Here is a 21,169-nt window from a genome sequence, read left to right as displayed (position 1 = left end):
TTTTGTCTTCAAGTAAAGATAAAGATAGATCCTATTATCCGACACCCCTCCCATACAATAACTACATTTTATATTTTCTTCTTGCTACAAAATATTACTGAGACTCATCTGATGAATCGTTGAAGATGCAAATGATGACAATCCAAATATTTATTTACAACGAATTGCTTTTTATTCTAGAACTAATCCCACTTATATCCACCACATCCATTGTAGTTAAGTTGTTAATATAAAAACAATTTATGCATCAGATTATTTAACATACCCTTCTTACTTAAACAAAGTCCGAAACAAGTCTCCAACCTCTTCGTTTCCCCTAAAATTTAATTCCATCTACATAGTGTCATTATGATTTTAATTTTAGGAACCTTAATATATATTTTTATTTTATGTCACTTTATTCTAATTTCAAGTGCTTAAATTCATAATGTGAAACATCTTTTTAATTAATATCCAATTTTTCAAATGAACTATCTTCGGCATAGGAAGCGCTTACATATTTGGCGAAGGTAGAGGAATCACCTTTGGATTCCTTAACGCATCAATAATCCTCCATTAATATCAAAAGTAGCACCGGTAATGTATACAGATATTTCAGAGCAAAGATAAGATACTAATTTAGATACTTCTTCTCGTTCTCCAATACGTCCAACTGGAATGTTATGTATTATCTCGTCTAATTCTTTTTCATCTAACTTTTCCATCTCTGGACTTTGTATAATAGCAGGGGCTATCGCATTTACAGTAATACCGTCTTGACTTAGTTCACGAGCCAAAATTTTTGTTAGTGCTAATTGACCAGCTTTAGAAGAAGCGTAATGAGCTCCTGAAGTGAGGGGACCATACTGACCTGCAAAGGACGATATATTAATGATGCGGCCCCATTGTTGTTCTTTCATGATGTTTATAACAGCTTGTGCAAATAGGAAAGAACCTGTTAGGTTTACAGAAATCAAGGATTCCCACTCATCTAATGATATATCTTCAACTTTTGTTGATTTTCGAATCCCTGCATTATTTACCAGAATATCAATTCTTCCCCATTTTGTAATGATCTTTTGGACAGCGTCATGAATTGCATCTTTATCCCTAACATCCAGAGTCAAAAACATTGTTTTGTTTTTAAGATCTTCATCAATATCATCATCCAATTTCTGCAATTTCTGTTTGCTTTTATCTACAAAAACTACTTTTTTTCCTTCATCAAGCATTTCTAAAGCAATTGATTGACCTAATCCTTGCCCAGCACCAGTAATAATAGCCACTCGTCCATAACCATCTAAGATTCTAGGCCCTCCTAACATTATCGAAGATTATTTTCTAAAACCCTATATATGTTTTCTCCAAGAATTTTTACTATATGATCTTTTTCATGTCCATTTTTTATTAAATATTTTGCTATATTTTTGGTGGCTTCCGTTGGATTTTCTAATCCGACTACATAATTTGACTCCGTTTGCTGCGTTCCTTTATGTGATACATCAATAGATAACATATCATCAAAAGCATGTTGAATTGCACCATGATCCCCGTAAAAAGTATCTAATCCTAATCCTACGTGCTCAACACCAACTAAATTAATGAGGTAATCAATATGATCTATAACTGAATCTATGGTATGGTGGTTCGGATCACGATTAGAAAGTGTTGTATTAGGCGCTGCACACACTCCAATTACCCCACCATTCCTAGCGCATGCCTGTAATACTTCATCAGACTTCATCCTTGGAGTGTTCCATATTTCTCGCGCCCCTGCATGAGTGATTAGGACAGGACTATCACTAGTATCGATCACATCAAGACTTGTTTTATCCCCACAATGAGAGATATCTATCAACATACCAATTTTGTTCATCCGTTCTATTACTTTTTTTCCAAAATTTGTTAGCCCTCCGTCATTTTCCTCTGTTAAACCAGCACCTAGTGTATTCGAATCGTTGTAAGTGATCCCCATACACCTTATTCCAAATCCATATAGTATGTCTACCCTATCAACCTCATTTTCGATGATATTAGCCGCCTCAAGAGAAGGAACAAGGGCAATTTTGTTCCTCTCTTGAGCCAAATTTATTTCATTAGTATTTGTTGCTATATACACTGTTTCTTGTTTAGCTATATCAGCATACCTTATTCCTAGGTTATAAATGACATCGTCCCATTTAAGGCCATTTGCTGAGCTGTTAATGGCTATTCCATCCATGAAATTTTCAAAAATAACATCAACGCCGGACCACGAGAGTCCTTCGTAATCATATATAGTGTGCAATTGCTTACAATATTGAAGAATATCTTTTTCTATATCCGGTGCTATAAAGCCATGATCTCTCATGGAAATAGTAATATTATCCTTAAAGACTGAGCTTAATAACTCCTCCTCTCTGCGATCTAATGGAATATGTGTTGTTTCTGCCCAGCGCTCTTTACCAGGCAAAACAAACTGCCTAAAATCTTTATCTTTTTCAAGATAAGAAAAAGATTCGTACTTGGAATAATTTTTTTGTTGCATTTTTCCACCTGCCCAATTATTTAATTTTATATTTTGGATTTAGTGGTAACGCCTCTTCCCATCCCTTATGCTTATCATCATATAAACCACCACTATATAAATCTTTTAAAGTTTGATTATCATGTTTCAATAGTTCATTACCATTCATATGCTCTTTCACCTGACGCATTAAAATTTTACGCATTTGGATGACAGGTTTATCACTTGTACCTAAATGTTCGTTTGATCGATCTACTATTGTACCCATAGTCTCTGTAGCTGCGTGATCCTGATTAGCTATCCCTCTGATTCCTGTCATATTAGCATCTTTTTTTAATTGATATTCTTGTTCGTATTCATTATCCATATTCCGCAATTTTTTAAAGTCTTCATCTAGCTCTAATCCTCTTCGTTCGTGTTGAACTTCCTTATTAATGGGCTTATCATGCGAAAATTGTACATCCCAAGCCCAAGTACTATGGTCATCCCGGGGAATAAAAGCATGCCACATACCATCTTCTCCTTCGAACCTCGGAGGATAGGTATAGAAGGGAAAGATATAGTGAATTTCCATAAATGCATTCTCTTCTTCGTTTCCAACGCCCACAGCGATGCACCTTTTCCCATAGTTTGTATTTTCAACATGTTGTTTTACGGGTGGATTTTTAACTAATGGATGGTCAGGATCAATACCTAGATCAGTACTCAAAGCTCCCTCTTCAACGGATTGTTGACCATGAGCTTTATGAAGAAAAGCAGCGTGAACAAAATCCAGATCATTTTCTATAACCTGCAAATAATTACATTCTTGCCAAGCTCTTTCGATCATCAGGTTTTCTTGTGGTAAGTGCATCCAATAGAAGTCTGGAAAAGGAGGTTGTTTCTCTTCTGGCCCCATATATGTCCATATTATATTGTTTATTTCATAGGTTGGATATGATTTCAATTTAATTGAATTTTTGAAGTTACTCGTTTCTTCTTCAGAAGGAAGTTCTACACAATTTCCTTCCGTATCAAACTTCCATCCATGATACATACACCGTAGACCACAGCCATCATTAATACCAAAGTAGAGAGAGGTTCCTCTATGAGGGCAAGCTTCGTCTACTAATCCAACATCTCCGTTTGAATCTCTAAATGCTACTAAGTCTTCTCCTAATAATTTGACTCTCTTAGGCTTTCCATCAGCTTCAATTTCAGGGCTTGTTAATGCTGGAATCCAATACTGCCGAAATACTTCTCCTAAAGGTTTATCTTCATTCGTTTCAGTCAATAACTGATTATCTTCTTTTTTTAACAACATTCTCACCCACTTATAGTTATTTTCGTTTCATATAATGAAACTATACATTATCTCATATAATATACTTTACAATTTTCTTTTAAAATTATAATTTTTAGCTAGCAATAAATACGCCTTCACGAAAAGTAAGCCCGGTTAAATTCAATATAATCTGCCTCTTCTTCAGGGACCTCATCGTCAGGATAAATAGCTTCAACCGGACACACTGGCTCACATGCTCCGCAATCTATACAAACTTCAGGATCAATATGGAACATATCCTCTCCTTCTTCGATGCAATCCACGGGACACACTTCTACACAAGAACCATTTTTTTCTTTAACACAGGGTGATGTAATAACAAATGGCATTTTTCCTCACCTCCAGAGAAATATATATGAGAATTCTATCTAATTCAAGACCACCTCAAAAACCCATGATTTTTTGATTGTTTTTGTACATTCCTAAATAAAAATTTTTTATCAAGCGGTCATTACATACTAAAACATATGCGTACTGTGTCCTGGTTGTAAGCGTGCTTTAGGATCCATATAGGATTTGGCATTGCTAACGGCTATTGGAGCTTCCCCAAATCCAGTAGCAATGAGTTTCACTTTGCCGTCGTAGGAGGTGATATCTCCCACAGCATAGATTCCCTTGATGTTTGTTTCCATACGGGAGTTTACGATGATAGAGTTCTTTGTTGTATCGAGACCCCATGTTTTTATAGGACCAAGCGATGAAATAAACCCATAATTGACGATTACGTTGTCAACGTCAACCACTTTTTGGTCGGTTCCCTTTACTTCCTGAAGAATGACCTGGTTAATTTTTTCACCATTGCCTCGTATTTCACTTACTTCAAAAGGGGTGTGCATTTTGACGGGAGCCGATTGCAACTCGGCGACGCTATGCTCGTGAGCGCGAAACTTATCACGACGATGTGTAAGGGTGACGTTTGCGTCATTAGCGAGCATAAGTGTCCAATCAACGGCAGAGTCTCCGCCTCCACAAATAAGGACGTCTTTATTTTTAAATGTGCCCAGATTGTCAATGAAATAATGAAGATTTTTACCTTCATATTGTTCTGCCTCTTCAATTTTAAGTTTTCGGGGCTGAAATGCCCCTACACCGGCGGCAATAATAATCGTCCGTGAATAATGGGTCTCTTTATCCGTTTCAATACGAAACGTCTCATCATTCAGCTTCTTTACTGTTTCTACGGATTGATCGAGCACGACAGTTTGTTCAAACATTTGCATTTGCTCGACCAAATCATCTACAAGATCTTGAGCGCGAACTTTTGGAAAACCGGCAACATCGTATATATACTTCTCAGGATAAAGAGCAGAAAGTTGACCTCCCAACTGTGGCATGCTCTCGATAATTTTCACTTTTGTTTGGCGCATCCCCCCGTAGAAAGCGGTAAACAATCCAGCAGGACCACCGCCGATGATGGTAATGTCATAAATATCATCTCGATTCATAAATCTTATCACACTTCCTAAAATAAACAGATATTTTATTGCTTATTTTTAATATAATACCATATCTAAAGAATGTGAATAGCATTGTTTCACATTAAGAAACTTTACCGTGCTTTACCGTTTCTTTTTTTAAATTGATAAGTGATGATTACTAACTTAAATCAAGAAAAATTAAAAAATGTAAAGAAATAGATAAAAGCATACATTTTATCGCTTAACATATGAGCATCTTGGATATATTACAATAATAAATGTATGATTTTATCACATATTTCTGGAGAAACACAGGTATTTAAACTTGCGGTCAAGCGTGACAACAAATGGAATGGAACATCAAAGCGGGCGAAATTGGCAAAGCGTGACGTATTTGAACGATGCCATTGTGTTCATAGAAAAACAGTGCATCTTTTTTCAAGCGCTACGACTTTATTTAAATCCACATATAATCAAAAACAAACCGCCCTGTTTCCATACAGAGCGGTTTGCTTTGCTTCCATTAAAACTTTAAGCATTTGTCTTGGCAGAGAATTCCTTCATCAAAACGGGAGCAATCTGTTTTTTACGGGAAACAACCCCTTTTAACACCGCCGTATCATCATTTAGGCTTACATCAAAAGCACATTCCACTTTATTGCTATCATCACCTCTGGCGACGATGGTGGAATCGCTATTTAGAATATCGGTGATGACGAACATGAAAACCGATAATTGTTTTTCCCGGATAATTTCATTCATTCGATCGGAAATGAGATCTTTATTTTCAAGCACATCTTCTACATCAACCGTGTTGACTTGTGCGATCTCGAGCTTGTTAGGGCCGACATCGAATGTTTTAGCATCTATGGTTAACAGGTCATCCGGCGTTTTATCGCTCATATCGGCACCGGCTTTGAGCATTTCCAATCCATAGCTTTCCAAATCCGTGTCTGCAATTCTCGCCAATTCTTTGGCGGCTTGAACATCCTCATCCGTGCACGTCGGTGATTTGAACAACAATGAATCGGAAATGATGGCAGACATCATAAGCCCTGCTAAATCTTTCGGGATATCTACATTGTTCTCCTTAAATAGTTTTAACAAAATCGTGGCCGTACATCCCACAGGTTCTGCGCGGTAGTAGAGAGGAGCCATCGTTTCAAAGTTAGCGATACGGTGATGGTCAATCACCTCGACGACGTTATACTTTTCCCTGTCGTCTATGCTTTGTTGCGCTTCATTATGGTCAACGAGAATGATTTCCTCGACATCCTGTCTGACACCCTCATCAGCAAAAACAGGCGGGTCGACTTGAAAATAATGAAGGGCATACGCCGTTTCTTTATTTACCTCACCAATTCGAACCGCTTGTGCATGAACACCTAGTTGTTTTTTCAAATAAGCATAAGCAATGGCCGAAGAAATCGAGTCTGTATCCGGATTTTTATGACCAGTCACAAGTACTTTAGACAATCCAATAACCTCCTGATATTCCCTTGTCGTGTTTCGACGTTTTGCGAGTATTCCTTCTTAAGAAGAATAACATCTCTCTTTGTGATAGACAATATCCCTCCAGGATAAAGTGAAACTTCCATCAGAGGGACTTTCCTTCTGAGTAAGGAAATCGGCTAAAACCTTCAAGTGCTGTGACACACCGACACCAGTGAAACGTTTCCAATATGCAGGACAAACAACGGAAGATACCAAATTTTTGTCTTCAATAGGGGCATTTGCCGCCCGTTTTTCCGGAACACATACATCGGAAAACCAGAAATCGGACGTTCATTTCCCCTTCCTTTTCCGACCTCTGACCCCCCGGGATATACGGAAATTAAGCCGAAAATTTCGAAGTGGTCTTTCGCAAATCATCTGCTTGTGTCGTTAAAGTTGATGCCGCTTGTGCAAAAGCACTGATCATTTCGTTTTGAGATTCGCTTGCCGCCGTTACCTGTTGGGCACCGGCAGATGTTTGTTCTGCAATTGCCGCCACTTCCTGTGACTGTTGGGAGGTTTGTTGGATTGCTTCTCTTTGCTCCCCGACGAGCTGCGTGATCGCATCGACGGCTTTGGCAACATCGGTACAGGAAGATACGAACTGGTCGATCACCGTTTTTGTGTTTTTCCCTTTGGAAGCTTCTTTCCCGGATATTTCCACTTGCGTTTGAATCTCTGTCGAAACCCGGCTTACATCATCTTGAATACTTTTAATCAATGATGTGATGTTTTGAACGGCGTCCGAACTTTCATCCGCGAGCTTTCTGACTTCATTGGCGACCACTGCGAACCCTCTGCCATGTTCTCCTGCCCTCGCCGCTTCTATCGACGCATTCAAGGCAAGCAAATTCGTCTGGTCTGCAATGTCGCCGACAAGATTTATGATTTCCTCGACTTTCTGTGCCCCTTCTTCAAGTTTGCCCATCGCTTCTAACGATTGCTCGCTTCGGTTCTCAATTTCATTGATGCCATCCCAAAGTGAAAGTGTATTCTCACGGCTTTTCTTTAGGATCGTTACCATTTCCGTCGATGCTTCTTTTGAAGACGTCGCTCGGTCATTGACATCATCGGCAATTTTCGTCATATCCTCCATCGATTCCGCAATGGATTGGATCGCCTGCGCCGTATTTTCAGATCCGTTTGCAATCTCCCCTACCGTATAGGTGATGTCTTTCGTTCGGCTAGCGGCATCTTGCGAAGACGTTGACAACTCACCTGCTTGAGCGTGAGTGCCTTTGGAATGTTCATCGATCTCTTGCACGATCACACGCAGATTTTGACTCATATCATTGAAGGCAAGGGCTAGTTCACGAAGTTCGTCATCGGACTTTGTTACGGGAATCTCCGCTTGAATATTGCCATCCGCTGTTATTCTCGCGGCATCCGTCACACGGGCGATCGGTTTTGTAATGACCGGCGCGAGCAGATAGGCAAAAATCGCACTCCAAATCAACCCAAGCAGAAGAACGGCTAATATCATTCCATCTTCGGAAATGCCAAATTGAGCCGTGAAGAAATCAGATAGAAAAAAAATAAAAATCGCACTCACACCATATGTAATCAATGATATCCCGGTCACACCCAGTATTAATTTTCTGCGAATGCCAAAACGAAAGCGTTTTCTATTCATTAATGCTCACCTTTATCCTTCTTTTTACCTATTATCTTACTTTATTTATATATAAACGGCAAGCCTATCTGATGCTTTTGTTGCAATTAATTAAACGTTTGATGAAAAAAATAAAGCAGCCACATTTGGCTGCCTATGATAATCGCGTATCTAGAAAATTGACCATCCGCGAATATGCTGTGATTTGATTTTTCATTTTCACGATGCCGTGGCCTTCATCTTCAAAACGGATGTAATCGATGGGATGGTTTCTTTTCTTGAGGTCAGCGATCATTTGCTCGGTTTCCGCGATCGGCACCCGTGGATCATTGGCACCATGGGAGACAAGTAATGGCGCGGTCATACGGTCGGTATGATGTATGGGATCGATTTGATCAAAAAACGCACCGTCTTCTTCAATCGTCCCGTACTCGATTTCACGCAGTTTTCGACGCCAAGGCCCTGTGTTCTCAAGGAATGTTCGGAAACTGGAAATACCAACAAGCGCGATACCGGCGTCAAATACATCCGGATGATGCGTGAGCGAAGCAAGCACCATGAATCCGCCATAACTGCGTCCGATGACGGCCACCCGATGTTCATCGACCTCCGGTTCTTTTTTCAAAGTGTTTGCGATTTCAACGAGATCTTGAACCGAATCCATTCGTTTACGAACGTCGTCCAAATGAATGTACGTCCGCCCATAACCGCGGCTGCCGCGAACATTGGGCGCGCAGACGATATAGCCGAGGTTCACCAAACATTGAATAACCGGGTGGTATTCGGCTTTCGTCTGGCTTTCCGGCCCTCCGTGTACCCAAAATGCCAACGGCGCTTGCTCATCAAGATTCATTGGCTTATAAAGAAAAGAGGGGATCTCAAGACCATCAAATGAATGTATGTTATAAAGGGTTGGTTTTCGAAGGCTTTTTTCGAAGGAGGGCGTTGTTGACGTACAGTGAAGCCGATTTATTTTTAAATGATTGGTGTCCAACGTCCATACGTCCGCGGTTGACGTCGGCCCATTGAAAACAAACGCAAGTTGCGTTCCGTCAGCATTAAATGTTAAACCCTCGATTGTTCCCATTCCGACTTCCCAATCGATAACACGATGGTCTTGCAAGTTATACAGCCAACCTCGGTAAACGCCTCCTTCATTTGTCGTATACGCGAGTTGCGTTCCCTTTTCGTCTATCGTCAAATTCCCTGCATCCCAATGGTGTTCGCTTAACCACGTCAGTTCATAGCTCTCCATGTCAATTTGAGCCAGTGACTTAAACTCCCGATCTTGGTTGCTTAAGATATAAAGCGTTTTTCCGTCTTTGCTAAACCTGGGATTTGTGTAGGAGGCATGTATCCGGCGGGACGTGAGCCACCTGATATTACCTCCGCTAATATCCAATAAGCCCAAGCAATTATAAAGATTTGTGAACTTTTCCTGGACAAGCAAATGTTTGCCGTCCGGATGCCAAGCCATAATATTATACGTCGCGGCATCGCTCTCATAGACCATGCGAATATTTCCGGACTCAACCTCGGCAATATAAAGATCATAACAGGCCTTGTGCCTTTCGTTACTGGCCCAAGCGACCCAGCGACCATCCGAAGATGCTCCGCCATACTGATAAATCGCATCGTCATCAAGCGTCAGTCGATGAAGGGTATGCTGGCCATCCACCATATAAAGCTGCTTACGCTCATTTCCATTTGCGTCCATACCGATAATACGCGCGGCGGAGTCCGGAAGATGTTTCACAAACATCACGCGATCATCCGTTTGAAGCACTTGCGATTTGCGCCTTGTTTTGAAATCGTACGCCCATAATTGCGGGAGCCCTGTCTCCGCATCGGTAATATACGATAACGTGTTTCCATCCGGTGCAAACGCCGGGCTGGAAACCTTCGCCACTTGTAAAAATTCGCTGATTTTTTCATGATCGACCATTGAAAGCACCACGCTTGGCTGTTTCCTTCTATTGTACAACAGCTTCGATCCGGAGTACACGTTTGTAAAAAGATGCGATGCCAATAAAAATCGCGGAAACTCTCCCCACTGAATTTGATTGCTTCATAAAAGAGTTTTTTTTATTCTTAAGTAGGGAACAATATGTACTGGCATTTCTTCTATTAGGGTAAGGCTAAATGTGTAGTAGAAGGATGAAAAAGCAACAGTTGGAGGAATTGCCCAATATGTTAACTAGAGAAGATATTTTCAAGCATGCTAAAGAAAAATATGGTACATCGCCTGATTATCCGTTTAAGAAATTTCCAAACTATGCTGTTTTGAGACATACAACCAATCGAAAATGGTATGGTCTCGTGATGAATGTATTCCCAGAAAAATTAGGATTAGATGGAAAAGAAGAAATAGATATTCTGAATTTAAAATGTCCTCCTGAATTAATCGGGGGTTTAAGAAACGGACAAAATATTTTGCCTGGTTATCATATGGACAAAGAACATTGGATTTCGTTTGTGTTAGATCGTACCGATCCAAAAGGTGAAATTTATAACTCAATTGAGCAAAGCTTTAATTTAACTAAATGAATAATTCTCCCACTAAATCTGAAAGAATAAAGTCTGTCACATTAATAAAAACACCCGTGTATGCCTGAATTTCATTAGTATGACACCGTTAAGAAGAGAAATCCTCCAATCATAGGTGCCATGAATCACTTATGACACCTGTAAAAAGATGATTACACCAACTATAGGTGTCATGAGCAGCTCATGGCACCTATAAACGGAAAAAACAACCAATGACAGGTGCCCAGCATCGATTTTGTGTCGCCTATCGCTAGCCATACATACGACAAACGTTTTAAAATCGGCACAACACGTGTCGTACACAGGATCAATTATTCTGTCACTTTTGCCGCGGAATCTGTCATTTTCGCCATATAATCTGTCACTTTAACAAAAAAACACCCGCCTATTCCTGATTCAGGAACAAGCGGGTGTTTTTGGTTGTCATTGCCAGGCGACGTCCTACGCTCACGGGGCGTTGCCGCCCGATTACCATCGGCGCTGAAGAGCTTAACGTCCGTGTTCGGCATGGGAACGGGTGGGGCCTCTTCGCTATCGTCACCTGACCGTGGGAGCCATTCTCCCAAAACTGAATAACGCTTAAGCTTGACCGACGGCTTCCGGGTGACCCATGGGTGGATAAACCGTTTGACCGATTAGTATCTGTCAGCTCCACGTGTCGCCACGCGTCCACACCAGACCTATCTACCTTATCGTCTTTAAGGGGTCTCGCGGGAAATCTCATCTTGAGGTCGGCTTCGTGCTTAGATGCTTTCAGCACTTATCCGATCCACACGTAGCTACCCAGCTATGCTCCTGGCGGAACAACTGGTACACCAGCGGTGTGTCCATCCCGGTCCTCTCGTACTAAGGACAGCTCCTCTCAAATTTCCTGCGCCCGCGACGGATAGGGACCGAACTGTCTCACGACGTTCTGAACCCAGCTCGCGTACCGCTTTAATGGGCGAACAGCCCAACCCTTGGGACCGACTTCAGCCCCAGGATGCGATGAGCCGACATCGAGGTGCCAAACCTCCCCGTCGATGTGGACTCTTGGGGGAGATTAGCCTGTTATCCCCAGGGTAGCTTTTATCCGTTGAGCGACGGCCCTTCCATGCGGGGCCGCCGGATCACTAAGCCCGACTTTCGTCCCTGCTCGACCTGTATGTCTCGCAGTCAAGCTCCCTTCTGCCTTTGCACGCTGCGAATGATTTCCAACCATTCTGAGGGAACCTTGGGGCGCCTCCGTTACCATTTAGGAGGCGACCGCCCCAGTCAAACTGCCTACCAGACACTGTCCCTGAACCGGCTCACGGTTCGAGGTTAGGATTTTCATATCGCAAGGGCAGTATCCCACCAGCGCCTCCGCCGAAGCTAGCGCTCCGGCTTCCTAGGCTCCTGCCTATCCTGTACAAGCCATATCAAAACCCAATATCAAGCTACAGTAAAGCTCCATGGGGTCTTTCCGTCCAGTCGCGGGGGACCTGCATCTTCACAGGTCATATAATTTCACCGGGTCTCTCGTTGAGACAGTGCCCAAGTCGTTGCACCTTTCGTGCGGGTCGGAACTTACCCGACAAGGAATTTCGCTACCTTAGGACCGTTATAGTTACGGCCGCCGTTTACTGGGGCTTCAATTCGACGCTTCGCCTCTCGGCTAACGCCTCCTCTTAACCTTCCAGCACCGGGCAGGTGTCAGCCCCTATACATCGTCTTTCGACTTCGCAGAGACCTGTGTTTTTGGTAAACAGTCGCTTGGGCCTTGTCACTGCGGCTCCCGCGGGCTCATCACCCGCAAGAGCACCCCTTCTCCCGAAGTTACGGGGTCATTTTGCCGAGTTCCTTAACGAGAGTTATCCCGCGCGTCTTAGAATTCTCATCCCACCTACCTGTGTCGGTTTGCGGTACGGGCACCCATGGCCTTCCTAGAGGCTTTTCTCGGCAGCGGAGGATCAGGGACTTCGGTACTTTAATTCCCTCGCGCTCACGCCTCAGCCTTCGCGTTGGGCGGATTTGCCTGCCCAACAGCCTCGGTCGCTTCGACGTGCTACTCCAGCAGCACGCTCGCCCTACCTTTCTGCGTCCCCCCTTCGGTCCAACAGCCATCGGTGGTACTGGACTTTCCACCAGTTATCCATCGCCTACGCCTTTCGGCCTCGGCTTAGGTCCCGACTAACCCTGAGCGGACGAACCTTCCTCAGGAAACCTTAGGTTTTCGACGGAAGGGATTCTCACCCTTCTTTTCGCTACTCATACCGGCATTCTCACTTCTGTGCGCTCCAGCCGTCCTCTCGGTCGACCTTCCCCGCACACAGAACGCTCCCCTACCCCCGGCACTCAACGTGTTGAGCGCCGGGCCACGGCTTCGGTGATGGATTTAGCCCCGGTACATTTTCGGCGCAGCGTCACTCGACCAGTGAGCTATTACGCACTCTTTCAATGATGGCTGCTTCTAAGCCAACATCCTGGTTGTCTAAGCAACGCCACATCCTTTCCCACTTAATCCATACTTGGGGACCTTAGCCGGTGGTCTGGGTTGTTTCCCTCTTGACGACGGATCTTAGCACTCGCCGTCTGACTCCCGGAGAACAAGTCGCTGGCATTCGGAGTTTGACTGAACTCGGTAATCCTGTGGGGACCCCTCATCCAATCCGTGCTCTACCTCCAGGACTCTCTCATCCGAGGCTAGCCCTAAAGCTATTTCGGGGAGAACCAGCTATCTCCGTGTTCGATTGGCATTTCACCCCTACCCACCCCTCATCCCCGTAATTTTCAACTTACGTGGGTTCGGGCCTCCAGTCGGTGTTACCCGACCTTCACCCTGGACATGGGTAGATCACACGGTTTCGGGTCGACGACGACGTACTCCATACGCCCCTTTCAGACTCGCTTTCGCTGCGGCTCCGTCTCTTCAACTTAACCTCGCACGCCATCGTCACTCGCCGGTTCATTCTACAAAAGGCACGCCATCACCCTTGAATGGGCTCTGACCACCTGTAGGCACACGGTTTCAGGTTCTCTTTCACTCCCCTCCCGGGGTGCTTTTCACCTTTCCCTCACGGTACTGGTTCACTATCGGTCACTAGGTCGTATTTAGCCTTGGGAGATGGGCCTCCCTGCTTCCGACGGGGTTGCTCGTGACCCGCCGTACTCAGGATCCACGCCGGAGAGGGCTGTGTTTCGCGTACAGGGCGCTTACCTTCTGTGGCGGACCGTTCCAAGTCGCTTCCGCTACACTGCCCCTTTCTTACTCCGTATGGCGTGTCCTACAACCCCGGACGGGCTAGCCGTCCGGTTTGGGCTCGCTTCCGTTTCGCTCGCCGCTACTCAGGAAATCGCGTTTGCTTTCTCTTCCTCCGGCTACTAAGATGTTTCAGTTCGCCGGGTCTGCCTTCATCTGCTTAATCCTTTGGGCAGATGATCTTCTCCCATGACGGAGAAGGGGTTCCCCCATTCGGACATCTCCGGATCCAAGCATACTTACAGCTCCCCGAAGCATTTCGGTGTTCGTCCCGTCCTTCATCGGCGCCTAGTGCCAAGGCATCCACCGTGCGCCCTTCCTTGTTTAACCACACAAGGCATGGGCCTTTCTTCCAAGAAACGCTCGTTTCTTTTTTGACACCCGGTGTGTGTCGTTTCAAGCTTTATCGCGTTATTCAGTTTTCAAAGAACGCCTTTCCCACTTGAGCAGTTGCCCGCTCAAAACTGAATGAAAGCCTAAGCGCTTGGCCTCCGGCCCCTTCACCGAGGGGCCGTGGTGCTCCTTAGAAAGGAGGTGATCCATCCCCACCTTCCGGTAGGGATACCTTGTTACGACTTCACCCCAATCACCGGCCCCACCTTCGGCGGCTGCGTCCCATAAGGGTTCGCTCACCGACTTCGGGTGTTGCCGGCTCTCGTGGTGTGACGGGCGGTGTGTACAAGGCCCGGGAACGTATTCACCGCGGCATGCTGATCCGCGATTACTAGCGATTCCAGCTTCATGCAGGCGGGTTGCAGCCTGCAATCCGAACTGAGAACGGCTTTTTTGGGGATTGGCTCCACCTCGCGGCTTCGCTGCCCGTTGTACCGTCCATTGTAGCACGTGTGTCGCCCAGGCCATAAGGGGCATGATGATTTGACGTCATCCCCGCCTTCCTCCGGTTTGTCACCGGCAGTCAATGTCGAGTGCCCAACTTAATGCTGGCAACGACATTCAAGGGTTGCGCTCGTTACGGGACTTAACCCAACATCTCACGACACGAGCTGACGACAACCATGCACCACCTGTCTCTCTGCCCAAAAGGGATACCTTGTCTCCAAGGCGGTCAGAGGATGTCAAGGCCTGGTAAGGTTCTTCGCGTTGCTTCGAATTAAACCACATGCTCCACCGCTTGTGCGGGCCCCCGTCAATTCCTTTGAGTTTCAACCTTGCGGTCGTACTCCCCAGGCGGAGTGCTTATTGCGTTTGCTTCGGCACTACGGGTATCGAAACCCCTAACACCTAGCACTCATCGTTTACGGCGTGGACTACCAGGGTATCTAATCCTGTTCGCTCCCCACGCTTTCGCACCTCAGCGTCAGTCACAGACCAGAGAGTCGCCTTCGCCACTGGTGTTCCTCCACATCTCTACGCATTTCACCGCTACACGTGGAATTCCACTCTCCTCTTCTGTACTCAAGTCAGGCAGTTTCCAATGCCATTCCGGCGTTAAGCGCCGGCCTTTCACATCAGACTTGCCTCACCGCCTGCGTGCCCTTTACGCCCAATAATTCCGGACAACGCTTGCCACCTACGTATTACCGCGGCTGCTGGCACGTAGTTAGCCGTGGCTTTCTGGTGAGGTACCGGCAAACCCTTGGCATTTCCTCCAAAAGCTGTTCTTCCCTCACAACAGAGCTTTACGATCCGAAAACCTTCCTCACTCACGCGGCGTTGCACCGTCAGGCTTGCGCCCATTGCGGATGATTCCCTACTGCTGCCTCCCGCAGGAGTCTGGGCCGTGTCTCAGTCCCAGTGTGGCCGATCACCCTCTCAGGTCGGCAACGCATCGTCGCCTTGGTAGGCCCTTACCCCACCAACCAGCTAATGCGCCGCGGGCCCCTCTTTGAGCGACGGCCATTGACCGTCTTTCTCCTCGCTCGCAGGCGCGAGTAAGGATCGATTTGGTATTAGCACCGGTTTCCCGGTGTTATCCCAAACTCAAAGGCAGGTTGCCCACGTGTTACTCACCCGTCCGCCGCTGACCAGCCGGAGGTGCAAGCACCTCCGGTGGCCCGCTCGACTTGCATGTATTAGGCACGCCGCCAGCGTTCGTCCTGAGCCAGGATCAAACTCTCCATAAATGTTAAGTTCCGCTTCGCTCACGGGGGTGGGCAAAGCGCTGACTCCTTGCTTCTTTCTTTCGTTCGCTTGGCTTTCATTCAGTTTTCAATGGGCAAATGTTGATGCCGCTGTTTAAAGCGACTCTATTATCATATCACCGTGCAATCGTAATGTCAATAAGAGATTATTATTTTTTTATTTCTTCCAAACCTTTTCCAAACAAGTAATCATCAATCTGACTGCAACGGATTACTAATTTATCATGTACACAGAATTTGCGCAAGGGGGTTTTAGAATTTTTTTATCTATCTTTTTTCCATTATCGTCGGATCATATTTTATGCTCTCTGTGAAGGGGACCATTCTCCGGTAGACATTAAATAAAAGAGCATATTTTTCTTCAATCGCTCGCTTCACACACCCTTCTACAGAGTAATCTTGAAGATCTTCATACACGTCATCCATTTCTTTTTTTAACAAATAAATGATCTCTTCCGCTTCCTTCTCCTTTAAAGCCATTCCAAACATTGCTATCCCCTCTTTGGCAGAATTGTTAGTTATATCTTGTCCTTCTTCGCATATATATATCCCAGGTATAACGAATCGATTTTGGTTATGAGGAGGGACATGTACGATTGGCACAATTTTGGGTTTTCAATAGAAGAAAAGGGTCGCAGTACATTTTTATAGCGGCTATTGCTTTTTGTGCCGCTTGTTTAATTTTGTTGGAAAAGCCATTTATTGCAGTATTCACCGAAGAGGAGGGACCATCGGCTTTTTCCAGCGCGGAGACGGACGAACGAGAGGTTGCGCTCACCTTTAATGTCAGCTGGGGTGAAGAGCATGTGGAGCCCATTTTGGATACCCTTCATGAAACAGAAACGACAGCCGCTTTTTTCGTGTCAGGTGTGTGGGCAGAACGCCATACGGAATTGCTGGAACAGATGATGGAAGAAGGGCATGACATTGGCAACTACGGCTTTCAATTCAAGCCATATCCCGATCAGGAAAATGAAGATATGCGCAGGGATATGCGGGAAGGCCACAATACGATCGAAGAAGCAACGGGCGAGTCTCCTGTATTCTTCCGTCCTCCGTCAGGAATATTCGATACGGAAGTGCTGGAAGCCGCCGATCAAATGGGCTATTCTGTTATTCATTGGGGAGCGGACGGAAAGGATTGGCAAAACCCCGGCGTTGACCGGATCGTAGCGAACTTAATGGAAAGCGTAGGTCCCGGCGATGTCATTATGCTTGACGCTTCTGATTCGGCAAAACAAACGGCTGAAGCTTTGCCTAATATTATTGAAGCGCTACAAAACGAGAATTACAACATGACCTCCGTTGAAGCGCTCATGAGCGGCGCAGAAACAGATTATGAGGAGTTATAGAGAACGGCGGGTCGAACCCATCAGTCGTTCGGCCTTCCCCTTATCCATCGCCATCCATGAATTGCTGGAACAAGTTGTCGCGATAAACAGGATACGTTTCTTCTCCCGTCAGCAAATTAACAATATGTTGATTTCGTTTGACGGAGAGGGCAAGATTGGTAGCGCTCGTTCCATGGGAGTGCTCGAGGTTCGTTAACGAAAATAAGTGATTCGGGCGCTCATCTCTGAAAACAAGGCGGTAATCCCTCGTGACCTTAAATTCCTTTTCGCTTTCCCACTCCAGTTCATCTCCCATTTTCTCCAACCAATCAGGAACGAGCGGTTTATATCCGGTCGCGAGAACGACCTTATCCGTCCGGTGCCTGAATTTCTGATCTTTTTGCCATTGCCGGCAGGATAAGAGATAGCGGTCCCCGGAAGCCCTGACATCGTTGACTTCGGTTAACGCCTGGATCTTTGCCGATGAGCGTTTTCGTTCCACGGAACGGTGATAAAGCAACTCGTAAATGTTCAATAACGTTTTTTCCTGCACGCCGTTTCGTAATGGATCCAAAACTTCAAGCGCCTGTTGGCGATCCTTATAAGAAAGAGTATGAAAATAATCCACATACTCAGGCGAAAATAATTCTTGGCCGATGCTGCTTTCTTCCAATTGAAAAAAACCCGGCGATCGCGTGTACCATGTCAATGCATAATCATATCTTTCTTGATCTTCTAACAAGTCATAGAAAATCTCGGCGGCACTCTGCCCCGAGCCCACGACCGTGATGTGGCCGGATTGTTTTAGCCCCTTTTCATGGTATAAGTAATCACTCGAATGAATGATATCGTCATTCGTTTTCCCTTCAAGCGGCGGCGGCACCATTGGGATGCTTCCCGTGCCAAGCGTTACATGACGGGCATACAACGTCTCAGTATTTTTTCCTTCGATCACATAATACGCTTGTTCACGATCATAGGTAACGTTCGTTACTTCATGCCCGAACGCACAGTTGGCCAAGCAATCGGCGACCCACCGACAATATGCATTGTATTCCAACCTCGGGATGTTGAATTTCTTGAGAAAATAAAAGGAAAGCAAGCGACCATGTTCATGTAAGTAGTTTAAAAATGTGTATCTGCTTTTCGGATTGGCAAAGGTCACTAAATCCGCAAGAAAAGACACTTGCAAATCCGTTTGGTCAATCAGCATTCCCGGATGCCATTCAAATGTCGGTTCCTTTTCAAGAAAACGGGCCTTTAAATCGGGTGCTCCCTCTTCTATTAAGGCGGCAAGTCCGAGGTTAAACGGCCCGATCCCGATGCCGATGACGTCATAAATCTCTTTTACCATGGTGTCTTTGACCCCTTCTGCTTAAGCTTTCCTCATATGTTTCCCGAACCCTCGATTGCCTAAACTCGCTCGTTGCGCTGCAAACGATGATGCATCATCAACTGATACGTGTTTGCAAATAACAACGGCGCAAGATAAATCCACAGCCAACTGCTGTCGTTCACTTCCGGAATAATAAGTGCGGGCACCCATTCAATCGTCGTAATGACATACATAAAGAAAAACGCAGGGATGAATGCGCCCCGATGGGTTTCCCGTTGTTTGAAATACGCGACAATCGCCGCAAACAAGAGCAATAGTGTAGGCGTTAGCAAATAGCCCCAAATCGTTTCACCCTCGGTTGCATAGGCGAGATAACGAAAATAGAACAGATCAAAGAAAACAAAAGCGATTAAAAAAAGCTGTACCCGGTTCCAAAGCCTTTTCGTCTTGAACAGCGATAAAGCAAGTCGGTTTAACAGCAAGTACGCAAAATAACCCATCTGTGCTACAGCACTTACTGCCGCGCCAACGCCTAGCAACCAAATAAATCCGAAAATGAAGTTCCAAAAGCCACCCTCTGCAAAAAGCGGATCATATAGCACAGTGCCAACGAGTGCGCCTCCAAAGGCACCTACAAGCATCGTCGAGAAAAATAAAAAAACGACTTTTCTGGAGTTCACAAAATCATTCCTTAACTTTAAATTCCACCATCCTGATTGTATCAATCGCTCGCGCAAAACACCAGTCGTTGCATAATTTGTCACGGAATGCTTCATAGTAGTATGGAGAAAGAAAAAGGGGGGAATGGCATTGGGCGTAAAGCAGGCGCTTTTTCTTATTTTGCTCTTATTATTCATGACCGGTTGCGCAGCCTTGCAAAGCCAGGGCGGCTCATCCGGGAACGAACCCCAAGAATTTGAAAATACAAAGGAAATGGTCACCGATGTGTTAAAAACCGAAGACGGCAAAGCTGCTTTGGAGGAAGTTTTAACGGACGAAGATATGCAAGCATCCATACTCATGGAGCAAGATTTTGTGCAAGATACCGTTCAGACGACGTTGACATCTGAAAACGGACAACAATATTTTCAAGAAGTCATGCAACAGCCTGACTTTCAAGAAAACGTCGCCAAAAGTATGCAACAAGAAAATGAAGCGATCTTAAAACGTTTAATGAAAGATCCGGAGTACCAACAGATGATGATGGAAGTTATGCAGGATCCGGAGATGCAACAAGAACACGTGAAACTATTGAAAAGCAAAACGTTCCGGGAAGAGATGCAGACCGCCATCGAGGAAGCCTTTGATAACCCTAATTTCCAGCAACAGCTTTCCGACTTAATGGAACAGCAACAACAGGAGGGGAGCGATTCACAAGAAAGTAACGGTGGCGGCGATAATCAGGAAGACAGCGATCAAGAAGAAGACGGCAGCAGCGGCGGAAGTGGTGGCGAAGGTGGATAAAGTAAAACTTTCATCAGAGGCATTCTTTTTACCCCCCTCTGATGGTTTTAGGTTTCGCCATCTCCTGTGGTAATGCCGGCACTAGTACAGCATGGCTGAAATAAGTGATCACACCGACGACCGGAAGCCTGGATTGGGACTTCAAACCAGGGTAAACGGTCACTGCCCGAGTCAAGGGATCAATTACTCTCGTCCATGACCGAACATCTTCCCTCGAAGCAGGACTCCCGGTTTTCATGAAACGGTCATGGCGACCGAAGACAAAAGCCAATCGCTCGTTCGGGCGCCATGAGGCAGCCATGCCGACCGAATATCTTTGATACAAGCCTTTTCGGTCACCATGAAGCGGCTATGACGCCCGAACGCTTTCGATTCAGGCCATTACGGTCGTCATAAAGCGGTCATGGCGACCGAAAACGAAAACCGACCGCTTTTCCGGTCGCCATGAGGCGGTCAATTGTCCGGGTTAGGGGCCAGAAACAACTGTTGTTGACGACCGAATGTCTTCCTCATGATCGGGTAATTAAGCCTCCTTGCATTAGTGATGTGTGCCAAGAATTTCTTCCTGAAACACCCGTTCTAGATCCGCAGGCACCATAGAGGAAGCTAGGACATGGGTTCTGGCATCAAGGGAAGTCTCCATTGACCTCCAGGTTTGTTCGCCGTACGGATTTGTGCCGACTTTGCATTCTCTACGCAATACAAGCCGCCGCGGCTTGTTGTTCCTCTCAGAGCGGCTCGACCTCCGTTTGGGGGATTACTTTGCCGCCCGCGCTTTTCAAATCGAAATAGCAGGCGCTTTCCATCGGAATAACATGGAAAGGTGAGGCCATCAC

At 45.3% G+C, this 21,169-nt stretch carries 15 protein-coding genes and 3 rRNA genes; 3 read left to right on the top strand and 15 right to left on the bottom strand.

Annotated features, from left to right (window positions below):
* Positions 1-533: 533 nt before the first annotated feature.
* The 8 genes from HUG15_RS01345 to HUG15_RS01310 form a co-directional block, all read right to left on the bottom strand.
* Positions 534-1,265, bottom strand: coding sequence for an SDR family NAD(P)-dependent oxidoreductase (locus HUG15_RS01345; protein WP_246516452.1), 732 nt, complete (start codon positions 1,263-1,265; stop codon positions 534-536).
* A 38-nt stretch (positions 1,266-1,303) separates the two neighbouring features.
* Entirely contained in the window at positions 1,304-2,506 is a 1,203-nt protein-coding gene (locus tag HUG15_RS01340; RefSeq protein WP_200126527.1) for a dipeptidase, read from the bottom strand.
* 16 nt (positions 2,507-2,522) lie between these two features.
* Positions 2,523-3,788, bottom strand: coding sequence for a Rieske 2Fe-2S domain-containing protein (locus HUG15_RS01335; RefSeq protein WP_246516451.1), 1,266 nt, complete (start codon positions 3,786-3,788; stop codon positions 2,523-2,525).
* A 116-nt stretch (positions 3,789-3,904) separates the two neighbouring features.
* Positions 3,905-4,138, bottom strand: coding sequence for a DUF362 domain-containing protein (locus HUG15_RS01330; RefSeq protein WP_200126526.1), 234 nt, complete (start codon positions 4,136-4,138; stop codon positions 3,905-3,907).
* A 129-nt stretch (positions 4,139-4,267) separates the two neighbouring features.
* Positions 4,268-5,254: an NAD(P)/FAD-dependent oxidoreductase gene (locus HUG15_RS01325; protein WP_200126524.1), complete on the bottom strand. Its 987-nt coding sequence runs from the start codon at positions 5,252-5,254 to the stop codon at positions 4,268-4,270.
* Positions 5,255-5,758: 504 nt separating this feature from the next.
* A complete protein-coding gene (locus tag HUG15_RS01320; RefSeq protein WP_200126522.1) occupies positions 5,759-6,703 on the bottom strand; it encodes a manganese-dependent inorganic pyrophosphatase in 945 nt (314 codons plus the stop codon).
* 358 nt (positions 6,704-7,061) lie between these two features.
* Positions 7,062-8,354 (bottom strand): methyl-accepting chemotaxis protein, encoded by a 1,293-nt coding sequence (locus HUG15_RS01315; protein ID WP_200126520.1) that lies wholly within the window; start codon positions 8,352-8,354, stop codon positions 7,062-7,064.
* A 133-nt stretch (positions 8,355-8,487) separates the two neighbouring features.
* On the bottom strand, positions 8,488-10,278 hold the full coding sequence (locus tag HUG15_RS01310) for a S9 family peptidase (protein ID WP_200126518.1): 1,791 nt from the start codon (positions 10,276-10,278) through the stop codon (positions 8,488-8,490).
* Positions 10,279-10,523: 245 nt separating this feature from the next.
* On the opposite strand from HUG15_RS01310, the gene HUG15_RS01305 reads away from it, so the two are divergent.
* Positions 10,524-10,880 (top strand): MmcQ/YjbR family DNA-binding protein, encoded by a 357-nt coding sequence (locus HUG15_RS01305; RefSeq protein ID WP_200128797.1) that lies wholly within the window; start codon positions 10,524-10,526, stop codon positions 10,878-10,880.
* Positions 10,881-11,308: 428 nt separating this feature from the next.
* On the opposite strand, the gene rrf is transcribed toward HUG15_RS01305, so the two are convergent.
* The 4 genes from rrf to HUG15_RS01285 all read right to left on the bottom strand — a co-directional run bounded on the left by rrf (position 11,309) and on the right by HUG15_RS01285 (position 16,691).
* Positions 11,309-11,425 (bottom strand): 5S ribosomal RNA (gene rrf, locus HUG15_RS01300).
* A gap of 69 nt (positions 11,426-11,494) precedes the next feature.
* A 23S ribosomal RNA gene (locus HUG15_RS01295) occupies positions 11,495-14,430 on the bottom strand.
* A gap of 197 nt (positions 14,431-14,627) precedes the next feature.
* A 16S ribosomal RNA gene (locus tag HUG15_RS01290) occupies positions 14,628-16,184 on the bottom strand.
* The 16S, 23S and 5S rRNA genes sit together here, the layout of an rRNA operon.
* Positions 16,185-16,469: 285 nt before the next feature.
* Positions 16,470-16,691 carry a hypothetical protein gene (locus HUG15_RS01285; RefSeq protein ID WP_200126516.1) on the bottom strand — a complete coding sequence of 74 codons (222 nt, stop codon included), beginning with the start codon at positions 16,689-16,691 and terminating at the stop codon, positions 16,470-16,472.
* Positions 16,692-16,798: 107 nt separating this feature from the next.
* Between HUG15_RS01285 and HUG15_RS01280 the strand changes: the two genes are divergently transcribed.
* The gene (locus HUG15_RS01280) at positions 16,799-17,554 is read left to right on the top strand and encodes a polysaccharide deacetylase family protein (RefSeq protein WP_200126514.1); all 756 of its coding nucleotides are present in this window, start codon (positions 16,799-16,801) and stop codon (positions 17,552-17,554) included.
* Positions 17,555-17,594: 40 nt separating this feature from the next.
* On the opposite strand, the gene HUG15_RS01275 is transcribed toward HUG15_RS01280, so the two are convergent.
* Positions 17,595-18,887, bottom strand: coding sequence for a lysine N(6)-hydroxylase/L-ornithine N(5)-oxygenase family protein (locus tag HUG15_RS01275; RefSeq protein ID WP_200126512.1), 1,293 nt, complete (start codon positions 18,885-18,887; stop codon positions 17,595-17,597).
* 59 nt (positions 18,888-18,946) lie between these two features.
* On the bottom strand, positions 18,947-19,549 hold the full coding sequence (locus HUG15_RS01270; protein ID WP_200126510.1) for a KinB-signaling pathway activation protein: 603 nt from the start codon (positions 19,547-19,549) through the stop codon (positions 18,947-18,949).
* A gap of 130 nt (positions 19,550-19,679) precedes the next feature.
* On the opposite strand from HUG15_RS01270, the gene gerD reads away from it, so the two are divergent.
* Entirely contained in the window at positions 19,680-20,333 is a 654-nt protein-coding gene (gene gerD / locus HUG15_RS01265) for a spore germination lipoprotein GerD (protein WP_211202319.1), read from the top strand.
* A gap of 28 nt (positions 20,334-20,361) precedes the next feature.
* On the opposite strand, the gene HUG15_RS01260 is transcribed toward gerD, so the two are convergent.
* A complete protein-coding gene (locus HUG15_RS01260) occupies positions 20,362-20,658 on the bottom strand; it encodes a hypothetical protein (protein WP_211202318.1) in 297 nt (98 codons plus the stop codon).
* Positions 20,659-21,169 lie beyond the last annotated feature (511 nt).

The sequence above is a fragment of the Salicibibacter cibarius genome, from assembly GCF_016495725.1.
In the GTDB taxonomy this organism is placed as follows: domain Bacteria; phylum Bacillota; class Bacilli; order Bacillales; family Marinococcaceae; genus Salicibibacter; species Salicibibacter cibarius.
The sequence above is the reverse complement of the archived record's forward strand: the minus strand, read 5'-3'. Positions and strand labels throughout refer to the sequence as shown.